This window comes from Bacillus sp. SD075, assembly GCF_017355165.1.
In the GTDB taxonomy this organism is placed as follows: domain Bacteria; phylum Bacillota; class Bacilli; order Bacillales; family DSM-1321; genus Peribacillus.
The window spans coordinates 12,847-31,789 of the sequence record NZ_JADILK010000051.1 but is presented as its reverse complement, the minus strand read 5'-3'; the positions used below and the strand labels follow the sequence as shown (position 1 = coordinate 31,789).

17 protein-coding genes and 1 riboswitch are annotated in these 18,943 nt (G+C 41.6%); of the genes, 11 read left to right on the top strand and 6 right to left on the bottom strand.

Features of this window, described 5'->3' with window-relative positions:
* Positions 1-69: 69 nt before the first annotated feature.
* Together IOC57_RS22055 and IOC57_RS22050 are read right to left on the bottom strand one after the other, a co-directional pair.
* Positions 70-1,008, bottom strand: coding sequence for an oxidoreductase (locus IOC57_RS22055; protein WP_207440710.1), 939 nt, complete (start codon positions 1,006-1,008; stop codon positions 70-72).
* Positions 1,009-1,106: 98 nt separating this feature from the next.
* Complete coding sequence (locus tag IOC57_RS22050) at positions 1,107-1,877, bottom strand: TSUP family transporter (RefSeq protein ID WP_207440709.1); 771 nt, start codon at positions 1,875-1,877, stop codon at positions 1,107-1,109.
* 214 nt (positions 1,878-2,091) lie between these two features.
* Here IOC57_RS22050 and IOC57_RS22045 point away from each other — a divergent pair, with 214 nt between their 5' ends.
* Complete coding sequence (locus tag IOC57_RS22045; protein WP_207440708.1) at positions 2,092-2,874, top strand: TrmB family transcriptional regulator; 783 nt, start codon at positions 2,092-2,094, stop codon at positions 2,872-2,874.
* Between the two features lie 54 nt (positions 2,875-2,928).
* Here the strand turns inward: IOC57_RS22045 and IOC57_RS22040 are convergent, their stop codons facing one another.
* Positions 2,929-3,282: a hypothetical protein gene (locus IOC57_RS22040; RefSeq protein WP_207440707.1), complete on the bottom strand. Its 354-nt coding sequence runs from the start codon at positions 3,280-3,282 to the stop codon at positions 2,929-2,931.
* Between the two features lie 209 nt (positions 3,283-3,491).
* Between IOC57_RS22040 and nagZ the strand changes: the two genes are divergently transcribed.
* On the top strand, positions 3,492-4,535 hold the full coding sequence (gene nagZ, locus IOC57_RS22035; RefSeq protein WP_396020875.1) for a beta-N-acetylhexosaminidase: 1,044 nt from the start codon (positions 3,492-3,494) through the stop codon (positions 4,533-4,535).
* A gap of 91 nt (positions 4,536-4,626) precedes the next feature.
* The gene (locus IOC57_RS22030) at positions 4,627-4,815 is read left to right on the top strand and encodes a hypothetical protein (protein WP_207440705.1); all 189 of its coding nucleotides are present in this window, start codon (positions 4,627-4,629) and stop codon (positions 4,813-4,815) included.
* Between the two features lie 185 nt (positions 4,816-5,000).
* Here the strand turns inward: IOC57_RS22030 and IOC57_RS22025 are convergent, their stop codons facing one another.
* Complete coding sequence (locus IOC57_RS22025) at positions 5,001-5,399, bottom strand: SET domain-containing protein (RefSeq protein WP_207440704.1); 399 nt, start codon at positions 5,397-5,399, stop codon at positions 5,001-5,003.
* Positions 5,400-5,830: 431 nt separating this feature from the next.
* Entirely contained in the window at positions 5,831-7,456 is a 1,626-nt protein-coding gene (locus IOC57_RS22020) for a M4 family metallopeptidase (RefSeq protein ID WP_207440703.1), read from the bottom strand.
* A gap of 441 nt (positions 7,457-7,897) precedes the next feature.
* Here IOC57_RS22020 and IOC57_RS22015 point away from each other — a divergent pair, with 441 nt between their 5' ends.
* The 3 genes from IOC57_RS22015 (at position 7,898) to IOC57_RS22005 (ending at position 11,489) form a co-directional block, all read left to right on the top strand.
* A complete protein-coding gene (locus IOC57_RS22015; RefSeq protein ID WP_207440702.1) occupies positions 7,898-9,379 on the top strand; it encodes an amino acid permease in 1,482 nt (493 codons plus the stop codon).
* Positions 9,380-9,612: 233 nt separating this feature from the next.
* A complete protein-coding gene (locus IOC57_RS22010) occupies positions 9,613-10,713 on the top strand; it encodes a CaiB/BaiF CoA transferase family protein (protein ID WP_207440701.1) in 1,101 nt (366 codons plus the stop codon).
* A 251-nt stretch (positions 10,714-10,964) separates the two neighbouring features.
* A complete protein-coding gene (locus IOC57_RS22005) occupies positions 10,965-11,489 on the top strand; it encodes a hypothetical protein (RefSeq protein ID WP_207440700.1) in 525 nt (174 codons plus the stop codon).
* Between the two features lie 346 nt (positions 11,490-11,835).
* Here the strand turns inward: IOC57_RS22005 and IOC57_RS22000 are convergent, their stop codons facing one another.
* Positions 11,836-12,939, bottom strand: coding sequence for a 5-methyltetrahydropteroyltriglutamate--homocysteine S-methyltransferase (locus IOC57_RS22000; RefSeq protein ID WP_207440699.1), 1,104 nt, complete (start codon positions 12,937-12,939; stop codon positions 11,836-11,838).
* 82 nt (positions 12,940-13,021) lie between these two features.
* Positions 13,022-13,123: riboswitch (SAM riboswitch) on the bottom strand.
* Positions 13,124-13,290: 167 nt separating this feature from the next.
* On the opposite strand from IOC57_RS22000, the gene IOC57_RS21995 reads away from it, so the two are divergent.
* From IOC57_RS21995 to IOC57_RS21975, 5 genes are all read left to right on the top strand, one after another.
* Positions 13,291-13,719, top strand: coding sequence for a hypothetical protein (locus tag IOC57_RS21995; RefSeq protein ID WP_207440698.1), 429 nt, complete (start codon positions 13,291-13,293; stop codon positions 13,717-13,719).
* A gap of 172 nt (positions 13,720-13,891) precedes the next feature.
* The gene (locus IOC57_RS21990; protein ID WP_048683275.1) at positions 13,892-14,434 is read left to right on the top strand and encodes a glycerol-3-phosphate responsive antiterminator; all 543 of its coding nucleotides are present in this window, start codon (positions 13,892-13,894) and stop codon (positions 14,432-14,434) included.
* A gap of 194 nt (positions 14,435-14,628) precedes the next feature.
* Positions 14,629-15,453, top strand: a complete 825-nt coding sequence (locus tag IOC57_RS21985) for an MIP/aquaporin family protein (RefSeq protein ID WP_207440697.1) — start codon at positions 14,629-14,631, stop codon at positions 15,451-15,453.
* 21 nt (positions 15,454-15,474) lie between these two features.
* The gene (glpK, locus tag IOC57_RS21980; RefSeq protein ID WP_207440696.1) at positions 15,475-16,965 is read left to right on the top strand and encodes a glycerol kinase GlpK; all 1,491 of its coding nucleotides are present in this window, start codon (positions 15,475-15,477) and stop codon (positions 16,963-16,965) included.
* 283 nt (positions 16,966-17,248) lie between these two features.
* A complete protein-coding gene (locus IOC57_RS21975) occupies positions 17,249-18,901 on the top strand; it encodes a glycerol-3-phosphate dehydrogenase/oxidase (protein WP_207440695.1) in 1,653 nt (550 codons plus the stop codon).
* The last annotated feature ends 42 nt before the right edge of the window (positions 18,902-18,943 follow it).

The following is an 18,943-nucleotide window of genomic DNA, read 5'->3' as shown; positions in this document are numbered from 1 at the left end:
CCATTATGCTCCCTCTTTTTTTTGCCATATCCATGGAGTATTTTTGGCGAAAACAGGGGGATCATAGAGTCACTTTGGCTTAATGCTTTCAGTGAAACGGTATTTGACCGCTGTCAAGGTTTCTGAAATATCCCATAATCTTTTAGAAGTTTCTTCATTATATAAGGTATCGATGATATCGTCTTTTCTAGGAAAGCCTTTTCTGCTCTTCTTTCCATCAGGTCCTATATACTCCCCGCCTATTAATGAAGGTTCCGTTGCAGCATAAAGGGTTGGCAACGCTCCCATACTTGCCGGCTGGGTGATGGTTTTGGAAAGAAAGTGCACGAATCTATTTATGGGTTTGCCAGATCCGCGAGACATGAGATTCGTATGGGAAAGGCCAGGATGACAGGAAACGCTAATGGGTTTTACATCATGCTGGTTGAATCTATTCTGTAATTCGCGGGCGAAGAGTAGATTGGCCAGCTTGCTTTGCCCATAGTATTTCATTGGTTTATAACCGTTTTCACCATTTAGATTCTCGAAGTCTATATATCCATTGATGGCGGCCAAGCTGCTCAGTGTGACCACACGCGATTTTGGTGTAGAAAGGATACGCGGAAGAAGGAGGCCCGTCAAAGCAAAATGACCGAGATGATTGCTGCCGAATTGCAGCTCGAAACCATCCTTCGTCTTACTGTATGGCGGGATCATCACACCTGCGTTATTGATGAGGACGGAGAGTGAGTCATAGTTCTCCTGAAAGGAATCAGCAAAATGCCGAATGCTGCTTAAATCACTTAAATCCAGATGCATCACGTGTACATTTGCCTTAGGATGGACCGATAAGATTCTATCGACCGCCTTTTCACCCTTTGAAGCATTCCGGACGGCAAGGATGACCTCTGCACCCTTACCGGCCAGTGCAAAAGCCGTTTCGAAGCCAAGCCCACTATTTGCCCCAGTAATCACAATGGTTTGCCCCGATACATCTGCCATTTCTTCACCATTCCACTTGTCAATCATCCAATCACACCTTCCACATAGTCTATCCCTATCATATACCCAAAAAATTCCTATATGTCACATTCTGTGGCGGGAACATAGTGCAATATTTAAAAAAATTAACCGCCCATAAAGTAATCCACTAAATTTTTCATGATCAGAATGACGGTTACTATGATAAATAACGCCCTTACATATGCCACTCCCTTCTTAATGGCGAATTTGGAACCAGCTAGTGCTCCTGCTATCATGGAGATCCCCATCGGTATTCCATAGGAAAAATTGACGGTATCAAGGAATAGGAACATGATTAGAGCTGCCAGATTACTTCCGAAGTTCAAAAACTTTGCATTTCCTGCAGAGTGCAAAAAATCAAAGCCAATCATTAAAAAGGCAAATAAAATGAAAGATCCCGTTCCAGCGCCCAAAAACCCATCATAAAAACCAATGGCAAATATAGCGAACGTAAATAGTCCTGCCTTATGCCATGTGAGTTTATGGTAAGTCGATTTCTGTCCCCAGTCCTTTTTAAAAAATGTATAAATGGCAATGGCTATTAATAGAACCAAGATCATGGGCTTTAATAATTCAGGTGAGACAAAATTGACAATCCAAGCTCCTAGCAGGGAGCCTATGAAAATCAGTGGAAAAAGTTTGGAAACCAGTCGAAAATCAACCTTGCCTGAGCGAATGAAGGCAATGGTACTTGTTAAAGACCCCATGGAACTTGCTAACTTATTCGTTGCGATCGCTTGAGAAGGGGAAAGTCCTGAAAATAATAAAGCGGGTATGGAAATCAGGCCTCCCCCGCCGACCACAGAATCAATGAATGCTGCCAAAAAGCCGAAAAACATAAGCAGCAAGAGTGTTGAAGTTTGTACATCCTCCATCTAAGAAGCCTCCATATCAATGGCATTATGGCTAAATCTTGTTTTCGTTTGAGCCATATCCCAGGTTTTTATATTAGTCACTATTTAGATAGTAACTAATGGAGGCCTTTCTGTAAATAAGAAATGAAGAATCTTACTTTTTGAAATCGAATAGATTTCGATAAGTGATTTGGTATGATAGGCATATAACTTACTAAAAGCACTAGGAGGTACTATGCAAGATATCATTCAAAAACTACAGTCTCTCGGGTTTAGTCAATATGAAGCAAAGGCTTATGTTTCTTTGGTCCGCCAAGGTCCAACCAGTGCCTACCAAGTAAGCAAGGAATCAGGAATTCCCAGGGCCCGCATCTATGAAATATTAAATGGACTTCAAGAAGAAGGAATCGTTTTAAAAGAGGAAATCAATGACTCGATACAATATTCACCGCTGCCAGTCGATGTGTTTCTGGAATCGGTCCAATCAAAATGGAATAATACTTATCAATCCGTCAGTCATACACTAAAACAATTCGAGAAAATCGAGCCGATGTCAGACAATCGTGTAATGACGCTTAAGGGTGAAGGGCACATTCTATCCTTTTGCCGTACTTTGATTCAAAAAGCCAAGAAACGGGTGGTGATTTCCTTATGGGACGAGATGTATGTAAAACTTGAGCAAGAGCTAAAAGGGGCCGCCGCGCATTGCACTCTGAAGGGGATTGCATTTCAGGTTGAAAACCCATTATCAGGGATAGATGTACATCGCAAAACAAGCTATGTGGACAATATCGGAGAGAACAAATGGTTCATCTTATCCATCGATGGCACGGAGACGATTTATGGCCCTTCCCCTGAAACGAGGGAAACGGCGTTTTACACAGATGATCCCATTCATATCAATTTTCTCGAAAATTACATTTGGCATGATATCCTCGTCAACCGTTTGGTTAAAAAGGATGAAGAGGATGCCGAGAAATGGATAGCAAGCGAAAGAGACCGTTTTTTCGCCCTATAGATTTGAAAAAAGCTGATACCCCCATATGCCGGGGATATCAGCTTTTTTATTTTATCATTCGGATAAAAGGGTTTTAGGAAATCTAATGGCCGTGGGCAAGCTGGATTTATCTCGATAAGACCTGTAAGAAACAATCATATGGTTATGCGCTTGAACATCCAACTGGAGAACCTGTGAGCTTTTCATTTCCAAATAGTACGTAACGTCTTCTTTTTGTAAATGATAAAAAGAAAAAGGCATTCCTAAAAGATTCTTGCTGATTAGTTTTGTTTCAGGCTGATTGATGATGTGCGCACTCAATTCCGCTATCGTAACAGAAGTTGTTCCTGTAATGACTGTTATTTTTTCTTTTGCATAATCGACTGCTTGGTTGAAGGTGACGGCAATATTCTTCAAGATTCCGTTCATGGGGGCTTCTCCTTTTAATTAGGCTTTGTTTGTAGTATGGTACGTGGCTAATGCTTTATGCAAAAAAATTCGTGAGGATGATATATAATTGTCGGTTTATGAACATGATTAAGATAGTGTGTAGCAAAATCAATAAAATGGCAATTAAGGAAGGACAGAGAAAATGTCAATGAAGGTCAAAGCATGAAGAAAAAATCGGGCAGCTTATGATGGTCGGTTTCAAGGGAACTGAAAAGAGCAGTGAAATTACAGAGCTTATCGAACAAAAACATATAGGGGGTGTCATTTATTTTGACCGCAATATGAAATCCCCTAAACAAGTGGCCAGGTTATCCAATTCGCTTCAGCAATCGGCCGATCAAAGTACACATTCGCTTCCATTGATGGTGGCCATCGATCAGGAAGGCGGGGACATCATCAGGATGAAGGAAAGGGTATCGCCCCTTCCTGCGCAACAGGATCTTGGAAAAAATGCCGCTATTGAAGACATATACAAAGTGGCTAAATTGAATGGGACAGAACTGGGCTCCATGGGGATTAACATTAATTTCGCCCCTGTGCTTGATCTATCGAAAACGGATAGGCGTTCATTTGGACAAGATCCCGAAAAGGTGTATCAATACGGAAAGAAAGCCATTCAAGGATTGAACGATGTATCGATAACTGGTGCACTGAAGCACTTTCCTGGAAACGGGCGCAGTGAAATCGATCCTCATGTCGAAACGTCTTCCGTGGAGGCAAATCAACTTGATCTGGAAAATTCGGATATTTATCCTTTCAAGCAAATCATAAGTGATAGGGATAACCAAAAGTTTTTCGTGATGGTGACCCACATTAAATATCCAGCCTATGATAAGGAAAAACCAGCAAGCCTTTCGAAAATCATCATAGAAGACCTGCTTCGGGGGAAACTCAAATATGAAGGATTAGTCGTTACTGACGATTTGGAAATGGGTGCTGTGAACAAGTATTTCTCCTATGAAGATATGGGAAAGCAGGCAATCCTTGCAGGAGCTGATTTATTGCTTGTCTGTCATGAATATTCCCATGAGCTTGAGGTATATAACGGATTACTGGAAGGAGTAAAGGCAGGGGAAGTTCCAATGGATAGAATTAATGAGTCAGTGAAAAGAGTGCTGACCTATAAACTTACCAATATGAAGCAAACGAAAGCTGATCCTGACCAAGCTGAAAAAGTCGTGAAAAATCTTGAAAGCATAAAGTATATCGAAAGCCTGAGCGAGGATAAATAAAAGCGAAACGGCTCCCTCAAAAGGATGCTTTTGTTTAAATCAGCTGATGGAGGGAATACTAAATATGACTAACTTGAAGGAGGAAACTAACATGCCATCAAATAAAATGCTTGGAACCGTCCTGATAGGAGCTGCCGCATTCTTAATGCGCAATAAGAAAACCCGTGAAAAAACCATGGGGCAAATAAGATCCCTAGCCAGCCCGGAAACCATTGATAAGGTTAAGAGCCAATTTCAATCAATAACCAAAACAAAATCAAGTAATCCATCCGTACGTTAAGGTGAAATAACCCCATTAAGTTGTTCTTAATGGGGCTTTTTTTTATTGCTTAACATCCTACGATTAAAATCCAGCAATGAATATTCATCAAGCCGGTGAAAGGAAAAAAGAAAAAGCACCCGATTCTTCAAAACCTTGGACAGGCTTTCAAAAGTACAAGTGCTTTCATGAATGATCAATGAGCATTAAGCTTCATCTTCACCGTCATCTTCTTTATTGAACCAAAGCGGATCCTCATTATCGACTTCACCATTATAATTGATCAGGATCTCTTCTCCTGCTTTTATGTCGGTGTAGGCAAAGAAATCAAACGTATGGTTCTTGAAGTTTATGTCATACGTAGCGTTGGGTGTATAAGAATGATTAAACAGCATGCCATAACCTAAAAGCATGGCAGTATGGTTAATTCCGTATTCAAACGCATAATCAGCCAGCAATGTCTTCTCTATGAAAACATGCTCCTCGTTTGGATAAGCAATGACAGGTGCCTCATGCAAAAGCTCACCTTTTTTAATATCTCGCGTTGCGAATACGCCTCTATTGAACTCACCATCACTGAGTGTGGAAGTTTTAACTTCAATCATGTTCGTCACCTACTTGTTCTATTCAATATAGTCCAGATCATCTAAGCTTGACAGTTAATAAGGAGAAAAGCAACTATTTTACGGAATTAATCATTTTTAGCAAACGACACGATTGTTTTTTATTGGAGATCCACCTGTACTCCCGGACGGAATTCTGCACATGAAGGCTGAAAAACGGGAGCGAATGGCCAAAATATCCTCAGTAGGACGATAGCAGGGCATCTCGTGAAGCTGCAAGCACCATATGAAGGAATATAGTATGCACTGTGAGTACTGGATACCGATTTTATTGTTTATCTATGATGTATCGGAAAATTCCTTGTTATTCCAAGATGAATGTAAATAATCGGTTTATCCATTACAATACATTAGAAAAAAACACCTCCGCTAGAGTTGAAGTTAGGGAGGTGTCGTTCATATAGGTAATTCTCTTAATTCACACCGACAGCTGTAAAGGCATTTTTGACGGAATTGACTTCTGCACTGGTTGAACCGAATAAATCAGAGGCTGCTTGTACGACTGCCGCTCTGGCTTGTGAAAATGTCGATGAGGAAGTTAAATAAGTCGTGTTTGCCCGGTAAAAGATGGTTCCCAGTTTATCGATGCCGATTCCGGATACACTTACCCCATGATGAGTTCCGCCTGCAGAGATCAAATAAGCTGCCTTATTTATGATTCCGCTGTTCGTGTGGACTCCGCCATTATCGCCCGTTCCGGTATAACGGTTCGAATAATGGTCAGGGTCCCCATTCAATGTTGGATTAGCCATTGAACGGAGTGCATCGCCGGAAATATTTGGTGTGTAAATATCTTCTCCGATCAAATAATCCGCTTTGGCACTTTGATTCTTAAATTCGACAACGGTGCCAAAAATATCAGAAATCGCTTCATTCAAAGCACCGGATTCATATTGATAGGTAAGATTCGATTCAGTGGAAGTCACCGCATGTGTCAGTTCATGTGCAACGACATCCAGTCCGCCGGATAATGGAATGAACGTCGTTCCATCTCCATCACCGTAAACCATTTGGGTGCCATCCCAGAAAGCATTATTGTATCTCGATCCATAATGAACGGTTGACTTCAGGATGGTTCCATTTCCATCATAAGAGTTCCGTCCAAATGTGGATTTGTAATAATCATAGGTTTTACCCGCATAAAAATGAGCGTCCACACCAGCTTTATCTGTAGAAGAAGTAAAAGCATTTGTTGTGTTGGAAAAGAGTGTGCCAGGCAAACTTGAACGGTTATTGGCATTATAAGTGTAGATGCCTTTGCCGCGTGTATTGTCTTGTAAATAGTATTGGCCGTTGGATAAGGTAGTGTTCAGTGACACGGTGTTGTTTAAGATGCCGGTGCCCGTTCCGACGGAATTGGTCCCTGTCACTTCATCCAGTGTATTAAATTTATTCAGGATTTTCCCCGTTTTGACTGAAATGAAATAATTATGATTTCCTGGTTCCGGACTTAAGAATTTTAAATTGACTTTATATACATAATCGGCCTTGCCTTCATTTGCGTATACATATAGGTCAGATTCAGGAGATTGTTCGTAGGCAGGAGTGAACCCAAGATCCGCTTCCGCTATTTTGATAGCTTCGGATTTACTGATGCCTTTTTTAGCCCTTTTCCCTAATTTTGTGTTTAGATTGGCTTCAACCGTACCGGACACGACTGTTAATACACCTTTAGCGTCAATCAAAACTGCTTGTGTGGAGTTCCATACAGGTACGCCTTTATAGGTTTGTTGCAATTTAAGGACGGTATTGCCTAGTTCATCCTTGCTTTCTTTCTGGATCGTGAAGGAGTCTTTCGCTTTTTGCTTTTCTAGCTTGTAAGACTTTTTGTTTTCATCAAAAAAGGTAAGAATGATATCCTCTGCCGTTTGCTTCGATGGGTCCGTAAGTTTCCCAGACTTGAATTCTAGCGAATCCTTATGCTTATTGTACTTTTCAACACGTAACACATTTTTTGCCGCTAAAGCTTCTTGGTGGGAAATAGCAGAAAATAATAGACCGATAGATAGTGTAGTTCCTAAAAATACCTTACCTTTCATAACATCCAACTCCTTCATGAGAATACCTAATTTTTACATCGTTTCATAGTATTATCAAATGGAGTAAACTCACAAAAATATGACATTTAAAGGAATAAAATGGAGAAAAATGGTTTTCGGTAGAAATATTCTTTGAATATATTCTTTTAGTAATATTTGGAATGTATTTAAATTAAATCAAATGAATAAAAGTGCAAAAAAACATGGCATAATGTGCAAAAAAACGTGGCGCAAAGTGCAAAAAAACTTGTCTATTGAAGGCTTTTTTTTTGATAATTTGTTGAATATTGCGTTTTGTAAATTTGGCATGAAAATTGCATATATTCAGAAAAGGAATTCGAATTGTAAATTAGGTCTATTTGAAAGTCTATGAAATAGGAAAATTTATTAAATGGATTTCCCCATATATGAAAGCGCTTATATAGAAAGGGATGAAAATTTATGATACCAAAACAAGTAAATGACATCTTGCATCCTCCACAGCAAGAAGAACAAGAATTAAAGCGCGGTTTAAAATCCCGTCATTTAACGATGATTTCCATTGGCGGGGCCATTGGCACAGGGCTTTTCCTTAGTAGTGGGGCAGCCATTCATACAGCTGGGCCAGGCGGCGCATTACTTGCTTATGCCTTGGTTGGGGCAATGGTGTACTTTGTGATGACGAGCTTAGGGGAACTGGCAGCCTTTATGCCGACAAGCGGTTCTTTCAGTACCTATGGATCGAAATTTGTCGATCCGGCATTTGGTTTTGCCTTGGGGTGGACGTATTGGTTCAATTGGTCGATGACGATAGCGGCAGAGTTGGCGGCCTCGACAATGATCATGAAATTCTGGTTTCCGAATAGTCCATCATTGTTATGGAGTTCATCATTCTTGGTGCTCATTTTCCTATTGAACTATTTATCCGTTAAAGGATATGGTGAAGGGGAATACTGGTTTTCCTTCATAAAAGTAACAGCCATCGTTATTTTTATAATCGTCGGGCTGCTAATGATCGTCGGCATTATGGGCGGCGAAGCAGTAGGTTTTAAAAACTTCACCGTCGATGACGCTCCTTTCCCGGGTGGGTTCATGGGTGTCTTCATCGTGTTCATTGCGGCTGGCTTTTCTTTTCAAGGTACCGAAATTGTCGGTGTGGCTGCCGGGGAAAGTGAGAATCCCGCACGGAATATACCGAAGGCCATTAAAAGTGTATTCTGGAGAATCCTGCTCTTTTACGTATTGGCCATCTTTGTGATAGGACTGCTTATCCCTTATACGAACTCAAGTTTACAAGGTGATAATGTCATGGTAAGCCCATTCACGCTCATTTTTGAAAAAGCTGGAGTGGCCTTTGCTGCATCGCTTATGAATGCCGTCATTTTAACAGCGGTATTATCTGCAGGTAACTCTAGTCTATATGCATCTACGCGTATGTTATATTCAATGGCAAAAGATGGGCAAGCACCTCGTATTTTTGCCAAACTTAATAAACGCGGAGTACCGGTTGCAGGAATGATTTTGACATGCTCCATCGGCATGCTGGCCTTTTTAGCCTCCATATTCGGTGATGGTAAAGTGTATATTTGGTTAATGAATGCCATTGGAATTACAGGGTTTATTTTTTGGCTGGGCATTTCCATCAGCCATTACCGTTTCAGGAAAGCATTCATCGCTCAAGGCCATTCATTGGAGAAGCTGCCCTATAAGGCATTGTGGTTCCCGATTGGACCGATCTTTGCCATTTTAATTGGCATGATCGTCATCCTGTCCCAAAATATCCAAGCCTTTTTCTCAGACCAAATCGATTGGGGCAGTGTTATGGCTGCATACCTGGGAATCCCACTTTTCATTGGATTATGGTTTGGCTATAAAATGGTAAGAAAAACTAAATTCGTTAAACTTGATGAAGTCGAATTTGACTTTGACAAAAAATATGAATGAACAAATTTAAAGTGAAATCAGCCGGACAATTTGTCCGGCTTTTACTTGTTTTCCATAGGCTCATTATCAAAAGCTAGGAAGCTGATTCCTAGCTTTTTATTTTTGTTGAATGGAAATTTCTACAAATCTTGTGGAAGGTGTTATATGATAATCGTAAACTCTGCTAAATTGCAAGTACAGAACGACGGGGAAATCTTTTAATATTTCCAATGGAAAGGGAAGGTGCACGGCTGATGACCTTATTGAATCATTTAAAAGTATTGGACTTTTCAATGTTGCTGCCAGGCCCATTTGCCACTTTGATGCTAGCGGATTTAGGAGCGGACGTTTTGAAGGTAGAGAGGCCGGGAGCAATGGATTCATGGGGGGTGAACCAATATCTTAACAGATCGAAGAAGTCGATCACACTTGATTTAAAACAAGCTGAGTCCATCGAATCCGTAAAAAATCTAGTGAAGGAATACGATATCGTCATTGAACAATTCCGGCCAGGTGTCATGGAACGCCTGGGACTGGGATACGAGGCTTTAAAATTGATCAATCCGAAGCTGATTTACTGTTCCATCACTGGCTTCGGCCAGACCGGTCCCTATAAAGACCGGCCAGGACATGATATCAATTATATTTCGATTGCAGGCTTATCAGGCTATTCAGGTACGAAAAAGGACGGCCCGGCAAAAAACGGAACCCAAATAGCAGATCTTGCCGGAGGCTCACTGCATGCTGTTATCGGTATATTATCTGCAGTCATTCATAGGGAAAGAACAGGAGAAGGTCAAGCCATCGACATCAGCATGACCGACTGCAGTTTTGCCTTGAATGCCATTTCCGCACCTCTGAATTTACAAGGGGGACTCGAGCTGGAGCCAGAAAAACTGATGTTAAACGGAGGGTCCTTTTATGACTTTTATAAAACGAAAGATGGACGCTATTTTTCGGTAGGAAGCCTTGAGCCCCCTTTTCGAAAAGCATTATGTGAAGCGATCGGTGCACCCGAATTGTATGAATTGAGCATGAAAAGCGATGAAGAAAGCGGAGCCAGGTTTAAAACGGCCATCCGACTTGCTTTTCTTGAAAGGGATTTTCATGAATGGCAGGAAATATTCGCTGATTCCGAGGCCTGCGCAGAACCAGTGCTGACCTTCACTGAAGCGGCCGAACACCCCCAATTGAAGGAGAGGGGAATGATCGTTGATGTACCTGACGGAAAAGGAAATGCCCAGAAGCAAATCGCCTGCCCGATCAAAACATCGGTTTTCACCCCTGAATATAAACATGCAGGCTTGAGGCCAGGACAAAACAACGCAGAAATTCTTCGTACCCCCAATCGTTAATAATGATGTAAAGGCTATCACTTTTCCGATTTTTTGGAAAGAGTTAGCCTGTTTTTTTAAGCAGATAAAAAGAAGTGGAAGAACGAATTAAGCAGAAGAAGAACAAAATATCTTTTTATCACTTGTTGGAAAGCAACATAGTGCTACTGTGAAAATTTTCTAGTTATAACCATTTTGGAAAGGGTATCAGAGTAACAAGCCTGTAAATGGGTTGTTGAGAAAATTGCTTTAGTAAGGAGGGTTGAATAAACATGTTTGGTCTCTCTGATATCATCAAATTTCTATTTTCCTTTTTTTTGATCATGCCGATCGTTACGCTGATACATTTGAGCGGACATATTTTCTTTGTTACGATCTTTGGAGGATCAGAAAAGAAAATATTGATCGGTTGTGGTAATAAACTTTTCTCCTTTCGGAACATAGAGGTGAGGAAATATTATTTTTGGAATGGGACTTGCGAGTTCAAGGGATTGAAACATGATAATCGATTGACGAATACGCTGATTTATTTAGGGGGGGCTATCTTTAATTTAATTAGCATGCTGATCATATATAGCTTAGTGTACCAGGATTTCCTGGAAAGCTCGGTAATCTGGTATCAGTTTATCTATTTTTCTTTCTATATTTTATTTTTCTCCTTGTTTCCTATGTATTTCTCGGATGGGTCGCCTAGTGATGGGAAGGCTGCGGAATTGGCATTGAGGAACAAGCTGGAAGATAGGGTGACGGATGATATATTTGTGAAGAAAATGGATGATGAAGATAGCTGCAAGTAAAAAGGGGACGTGCTGGTGGGCGTTCTTTTTTGTCGTTTTCGACTATAGGATTGATCATAAGGCTAAATCTCGCCTTATGATGAAGGTTTATATATGGTTTATATAACGGTATGGACTGTGCTATTTTTTTCCGTAATCTGACTTACGGAAACGCTAGTTTCCTTCATGATAAATGATTTTAACATTCATCGTTAGTTTCTTAAATAGCAAAACTTGAAACCGTTATTCAAAGAGTCATGAAAGGAATGGAATGCATTATTGCGAGAACCTAATCGGCACCCTTATACGTGCTGCCGATTAGGTCGGTCAAATCCTGTAAATAAGAATTAAAGTCTCCGAAAAAAAATCATCCCCATATTTCTTTTGCTACATCAACGACGAATTTCAGCTTTTCCCATTGCTGTTCTTCCGTTAGCTTGTTGCCGTGATGGGTAGACGCGAAGCCGCATTGCGGACTTAAGCATAATTGCTCGAGAGGAACGAAGTGCGAGGCTTCTTTAATGCGCGCCTTAACAGCTTCCTTGTTTTCGATTTCTCCATTTTTTGAAGTGACGGCTCCTAGGACGACACGGGCTCCGCCATTTGGTATGTATTCCAATGGTTTGAAGTCCCCTGAGCGTTGATCGTCATACTCCAAAAAGAATCCATCGACTTTTTCTTTTGCCAACAAAGTTGGGGCGATACGGGCATAACTTCCTTCGAACGCCCACGTTGACTGGTAGTTTCCACGGCATAGATGTGTAGTGACGACAAGGTCTTCTGGTTTGCCTTCCAATGCGCCATTAATGACGCGAAGTGCTAGGTCAATTAATTGATCCCTCGTATATTTTCCATCTTTGAACTGGAAATCTGGAGCTGAGAGTCTGGCAATATATACATCGTCCAATTGAAGATAACGCACACCTGCTTCATAAAATGCTTTCAAGGCATGCTGATAGGCTTTGATGATATCATTTGCATAGTCTTCAATATCAGGGTAGATGCCTTCATTATGGATGCCTGCAGCAAATAATTGATTCGGACTGGGGATCGTTTGCTTGGCAACGGCACGTCCGTCCACGATCTTGTTTAATTCAATGAAATCACGAATGAAGGGATGTTCAGGATTGAATGAAACCTTCCCGGTATTGCGAACGTTATATCTCTCTGTTTCCACACCATCGAATGCGAGACCTTTTTCGGTCACATATCCCTCGATGCCATTTAAATGTTCGAGGAAGTCAAAGTGCCACCATGTCCGTCTGAACTCACCGTCCGTAACGGCCTCTAATCCAACTTCAATTTGTTTATCGACAATTCGATTGATTTCTTCGTTTTCAACTTCACGAAGCCGCACTTCTGAAAGGGTACCTTCCGTAAATTGCTTTCTGGCAATATGTAAACGTTCGGGTCTTAATAAACTTCCGACGTGATCGGCCCTGAATGGTGCTTTCGTTAATGTGATTGACATGTTGCATTCCTTCTTTCCTTTTAAAAATAAAAAACCTCTTCTTAAAAATAAGAAGAGGTTTTGGCAACAAAGCTATATACTCTTCTTATCTTCAAGTTTTTACACTTCTGGAATTAGCACAGTACATGAATAGTCTGTTGCTGAGGCATCAAAGGGCCAGTCCCTCCACCTCTCTGGATAAGAGTTGTCTATTAAATTAATTATGACTATACAGGTAGTTTTTACAAAGGTCAAGGGATGAAGGTGGAAGATTTCGAATATACCGATTATTAATCGGGACAGAAATGTTAACGGCATCGTGGAACCCGGCATATGCTATAACCGATTGCAAGGCAGGAGGGGAATGCGGGGATGAGTACATTCAGCCCATTCAAAAATGGCCTACCGATAACGGTAACTGAAGCCATGATAGAGAGAATGGTAAAAATGAAATCAAGTGTTCACGATATTAAAGTCAAGATTACGCCAAAGCATATTGTGCTTTCCGGAACGATGGAAGTGAAAAAAATGATGTTTAAGAAAAACGTACCTTTCCGGATTACATTAAAACCGGTACACGTCGAAAATCGAACGATTTCATTTGAATTAGTGGAAATGGAGCCAATTGACAGGAACTTCATCAATCAAAGGATATTTAACAGACCGCCACTTTTTGAATTTGAAAATAGAACGATCAAAATGAATGTTAATGCTTGGAATATCGTGAGAAAAATTCCGATGGGCTCAATTAAATCGTATGAACTCGTCGAAGGTGCATTGAAAATGAAACTTTCTTTATGATTTAAGGGGATATTTTACATATTTCCTTACCTGCAATCTTTAAAGGGAGTGCCAGGTATGTTAGTGTTATGGGGACATTGGTCATGAAAAAATGTGTTTGATAAATCAAGCTCTTTAAAATATACTAAATGACTTGAAGTTTTGAGTTTTTCTGGGAATGAGGAGGAGAATGATGGATCAGAAGATTTTGCCTGCTTCGGCAAGCATGAAGGATTTCGAAAGATTTTTAGAAAGTTCCTATGAAATAGGTGTGTTCCTTGATTTGCATATATCACAATTGAAAAATGTAAGTATGATGGCAAAGCAGCATAATAAGAAAATGATTTATCATGTCGATTTGATCCATGGCATAAGAAGTGATGAGTACGCGACAGAATTCATTTGTCAGGAATATAATCCCTATGGGCTGATTTCTACTAAATCAAGCGTTATATTGAAAGCGAAGCAAAAGGGGGTCATTGCTATCCAGCGAATCTTTTTAATAGACTCACATGCGCTTGAGAAAAGTTATAAGCTGGTGCAGAAAACCAAGCCGGATTATATCGAAGTATTGCCGGGCGCCATGCCATGGATGATAAAAGAAGTGAAGGAACGATTGCAGACACCGATTTTTGCAGGTGGCCTCATACGTACTTCGGATGAGGTCCTGAACGCTCTTGATGCTGGAGCGTCGTCAATCACTACATCCAAAACTGAATTATGGGATATCGTCTAATAGGGTTAGATTAAAAAAAAATTGACAGCGTTTTCATAACCTAGTATATTTTAGAGTACAAGTTAATATATGTGACGGAGACTAGGAGATTCACAACAGACCTATTCATAATTTTTTTATGAAGATAGTTCTGCTGTGGATCTCCTTTTATTTGTTGGCAAGGTTTAAAAAATTATCAGGGGAGGGGTTTTATCATGACTCCATTTTGGGGAGAAGTGTTAGGCACGATGATATTAGTTTTATTCGGAGCAGGTATTGGCGCGGGTTCATCCTTAAGGGGTTCCTATGCAAAGGATGCCGGTTGGATCGTTATCACGATAGCGTGGGGATTGGCTGTTACCATGGGCGTTTTTGCCGTGGGTTCCATAAGCGGGGCGCATTTAAACCCGGCGGTCACAGTAGGGTTTGCCATTATTGGAGAATTTCCTTGGAGTGATGTGCCCGGTTACATCGTGGCCCAAATGATTGGCGCAATCCTGGGCGCAACTCTAGTATTCCTGCACTATTTGCCACATTGGAAAGCAACTGATGATCCTGGAGCGAAGCTTGGTGTGTTTGCGACTTCACCTGCGATCCCGCACACATTTTCAAATCTATTAAGTGAGATGATTGGAACTTTCATCCTTATTCTTGGTTTATTATTTATAGGTGCCAATGATTTTACAGAGGGTCTAAACCCATTCGCAGTCGGGCTATTGATTGTCGTGATCGGGATGTCACTTGGGGGAACGACCGGATACGCCATTAACCCGGCCCGCGACCTGGGGCCGCGCATCGCTCACTTTTTGCTGCCGATACCTGGTAAAGGCAATTCCAATTGGAGCTATTCATGGATTCCGGTCATTGGACCGATTGTTGGGGGGGCACTTGGTGCCGTTTGTTATAAAGCCTTCTTTATAGGGGAACTAACAGCAGGATTTTGGTCTGTTTTGGGTGCAAGCCTGGTACTATTGATATTAGCCTATGCTTTTGGCAAAAAACAGTCACATGAATTGGAAAGCAGAAATATCGCTAGTTAATTAAAAGGAGGGGCATACACAATGGAACAATACATTTTATCATTAGATCAAGGAACAACAAGTTCGCGGGCGATTTTATTTAACGAAAAGGGGGAAATCGTCCATTCCTCCCAAAAGGAATTCACGCAGCATTTCCCTAAACCAGGCTGGGTCGAGCATAACGCCAATGAGATTTGGGGATCGATCCTGGCGGTGATTGCCAGTGTACTATCTGAATCCGGTGTAAAGCCAGAGCAAATTGCCGGTATCGGAATCACTAATCAGCGTGAAACGGCAGTCGTTTGGGATAAGGAAACAGGTACCCCTGTCTATAATGCGATTGTATGGCAGTCCAGGCAAACAAGTGAAATCTGTAATGATTTGAAGGAAAAGGGACTTAATGATCTATTCCGGGATAAAACGGGATTGTTGATAGATGCATATTTTTCCGGAACGAAAGTGAAATGGATCCTCGATCATGTAGAAGGGGCTCGACAAAAGGCGGATGAGGGCAAGCTGTTATTCGGTACCATCGATACTTGGCTGATCTGGAAACTATCAGGAGGCAAAGCCCATGTAACGGACTATTCCAATGCGTCCCGGACATTGATGTACAATATCCATGAACTGAAATGGGATGAAGAACTGCTTGAGATATTGACTGTACCAAAGTCAATGCTGCCGGAAGTAAGGCCTTCATCTGAGGAGTATGCACGTACGATCGAGTATCATTTCTTCGGTCAATCAATTCCGATTGCCGGGGCAGCCGGGGATCAGCAGGCAGCATTATTCGGCCAAGCCTGCTTTAATGAAGGCATGGCTAAAAATACGTATGGAACAGGCTGTTTCATGCTCATGAATACAGGCGAAAAGGCTGTCAGTTCTGAAAATGGATTATTGACGACCCTTGCTTGGGGATTGAATGGGAAGGTCGAATATGCACTGGAAGGCAGTATATTCGTAGCTGGCTCCGCCATTCAATGGCTGCGCGATGGTCTGCGGATGCTTCATGATGCCAAGGACAGCGAAGCCTATGCAAAACGGGTGGAAAGTACGGATGGAGTATATGTGGTACCGGCTTTTGTAGGACTTGGAACTCCATATTGGGACAGCGAAGTGCGGGGAGCCGTTTTTGGTTTGACGCGTGGAACATCCAAAGAACATTTCATTCGAGCCACACTTGAATCACTTGCATATCAAACGAAGGATGTCCTTGACGCAATGGAGGCCGATTCAGGAATCGAGCTGCAAACATTAAGAGTGGATGGCGGGGCAGTCAAGAATGACTTCTTAATGCAATTCCAAAGCGACTTATTACGAGTGCCTGTCGAAAGGCCGAATATAAACGAAACGACGGCATTAGGAGCTGCATACTTAGCTGGCCTTGCTGTCGGGTATTGGAAGGATCAAGAAGAAATCTCCCGGCAATGGGCGGTAGACAAAACCTTTAAACCATCCATGGAAGAGCAAGATAGTGAAAAATTATATGAAGGCTGGAAAAAAGCTGTTTATGCCGCAATGGCGTTTAAATAAAAAAACAAGATGAATGCTTTCTCAAATGAGCTGGAGTATGCTATAATGAAATCAAGTTAATAACTCGGCCGGAGAACAGGAGAGACCATGAATGCGTTATCGTTAATTCGATAATGTGCATTTATGGTCTCTTTTTTTGTTTTTAATGGCAGATTAGGGATATTACTATCTATATAAACTATGCGAACAAATGAACCAATTGAATATAATGACCGAATTCACCAGTAAAAGTGCAGATTTCACGAAAAAAATAGAATGCAATACTTATAAGGAGGAGTCAGGCATGAGGTTTTCAAATATATATCGGGAAGAAACGATCGGGCTTCTGAAAAAAGAGAAATATGATGTGGTTGTCATTGGTGGGGGAATTACCGGTGCAGGGATCGCCCTGGATGCAACAACCCGGGGAATGAAAGTGGCGTTGGTTGAAATGCAGGATTTTGCAGCAGGTACTTCAAGCCGCTCGACAAAACTTGTGCATGGGGGATTGCGGTATTTAAAGCAATTTGAAATAAAAATGGTTGCTGAGGTTGGTAAAGAGCGAGAAATCGTTTATGAAAATGGACCGCATGTGACCACGCCGGAATGGATGTTGTTACCTATGCATAAAGGTGGCACCTTCGGGAAATTCAGTACCTCCATTGGGCTTCGGGTATATGATTTCCTTGCGGGGGTTAAAAAAGCTGAACGCAGGAAAATGCTTTCGGCGGATGAAACATTAAAACGGGAGCCTCTCGTTAAGAAAGAGGGACTGAAGGGCGGAGGCTACTATGTTGAATATCGGACAGATGATGCACGTCTTACGATTGAAGTCATGAAGGCGGCTGTCGATAAAGGGGCAACACCGATAAATTATATAAAAGTAGATAAATTGCTATATGATAATGGAAAGGTGAACGGCGTCCAAGTTGCCGATATCCTTTCAGGTGAATCATTTGAAATATACGCAGACAAAGTTATTAATGCCGCAGGTCCATGGGTGGATTCCATTCGTGAGAAGGACCAATCGAAAAAAGGGAAAACGCTGAAATTATCCAAGGGTGTTCATGTAGTCATCGATCAATCGAAATTCCCATTGAAGCAGGCGCTTTATTTTGATACGCCTGATGGCCGGATGATTTTTGCCATCCCGAGAGCCGGTAAAGCATATGTAGGGACTACGGATACTTTTTATGAGGGTGATCCTGCAGTGCCGACCGTTACTACAGAAGACCGTGCTTATTTATTAAAGTCCATACATTATATGTTTCCAGAAGTGAACATTACGGATGAAGATATCGAATCAAGCTGGGCTGGGGTGAGGCCGTTGATTCTTGAAGAAGGAAAAGATCCTTCTGAGATATCAAGGAAAGATGAAATATGGGAGTCCGATTCTGGACTTATCACGATTGCGGGAGGGAAATTGACCGGTTACCGCAAAATGGCAAAAACGACGGTCGATCTTTTGGCAGGAAAGTTTGCCCAGCAATACAATAAAACTTACCCAGCCAGCAGCACTAAAAGAATGCCGATTTCCGGAGGGGATGTCGGGGGATCAAGCAACTTCTCCGATTATATCAAGCAACATACTCAAAGGGGAGTTGACTCGGGACTCGATGTTAAGGACTCCGAAGCGATATTGGCCATGTACGGGTCGAACGCACCTGTGTTATTCGATATCGCAAAAAGCGAAGGAGACGGGGGAGCAGGCATTGGCCTTCCAAAGAAATTGTTCGTACAGCTGAACTACGCACTAGATCATGAAATGGCCGCGACTCCAGTGGATTTCTTCTTCCGCAGGACAGGGACGTTATTATTCGATATCGATTTAGTCCAGACATATAAATATGCAGTGATTGATTATATGGCTGGATATTTTGGATGGACGGAATCAACAAAAAGGAAGAGGACCAATCAATTGGAACAGGAAATAGTGGGTGCGATTAGAGTATCCTGAACTATATGACAAAACATGACGCCGGCGGAATTACTGGCGTTT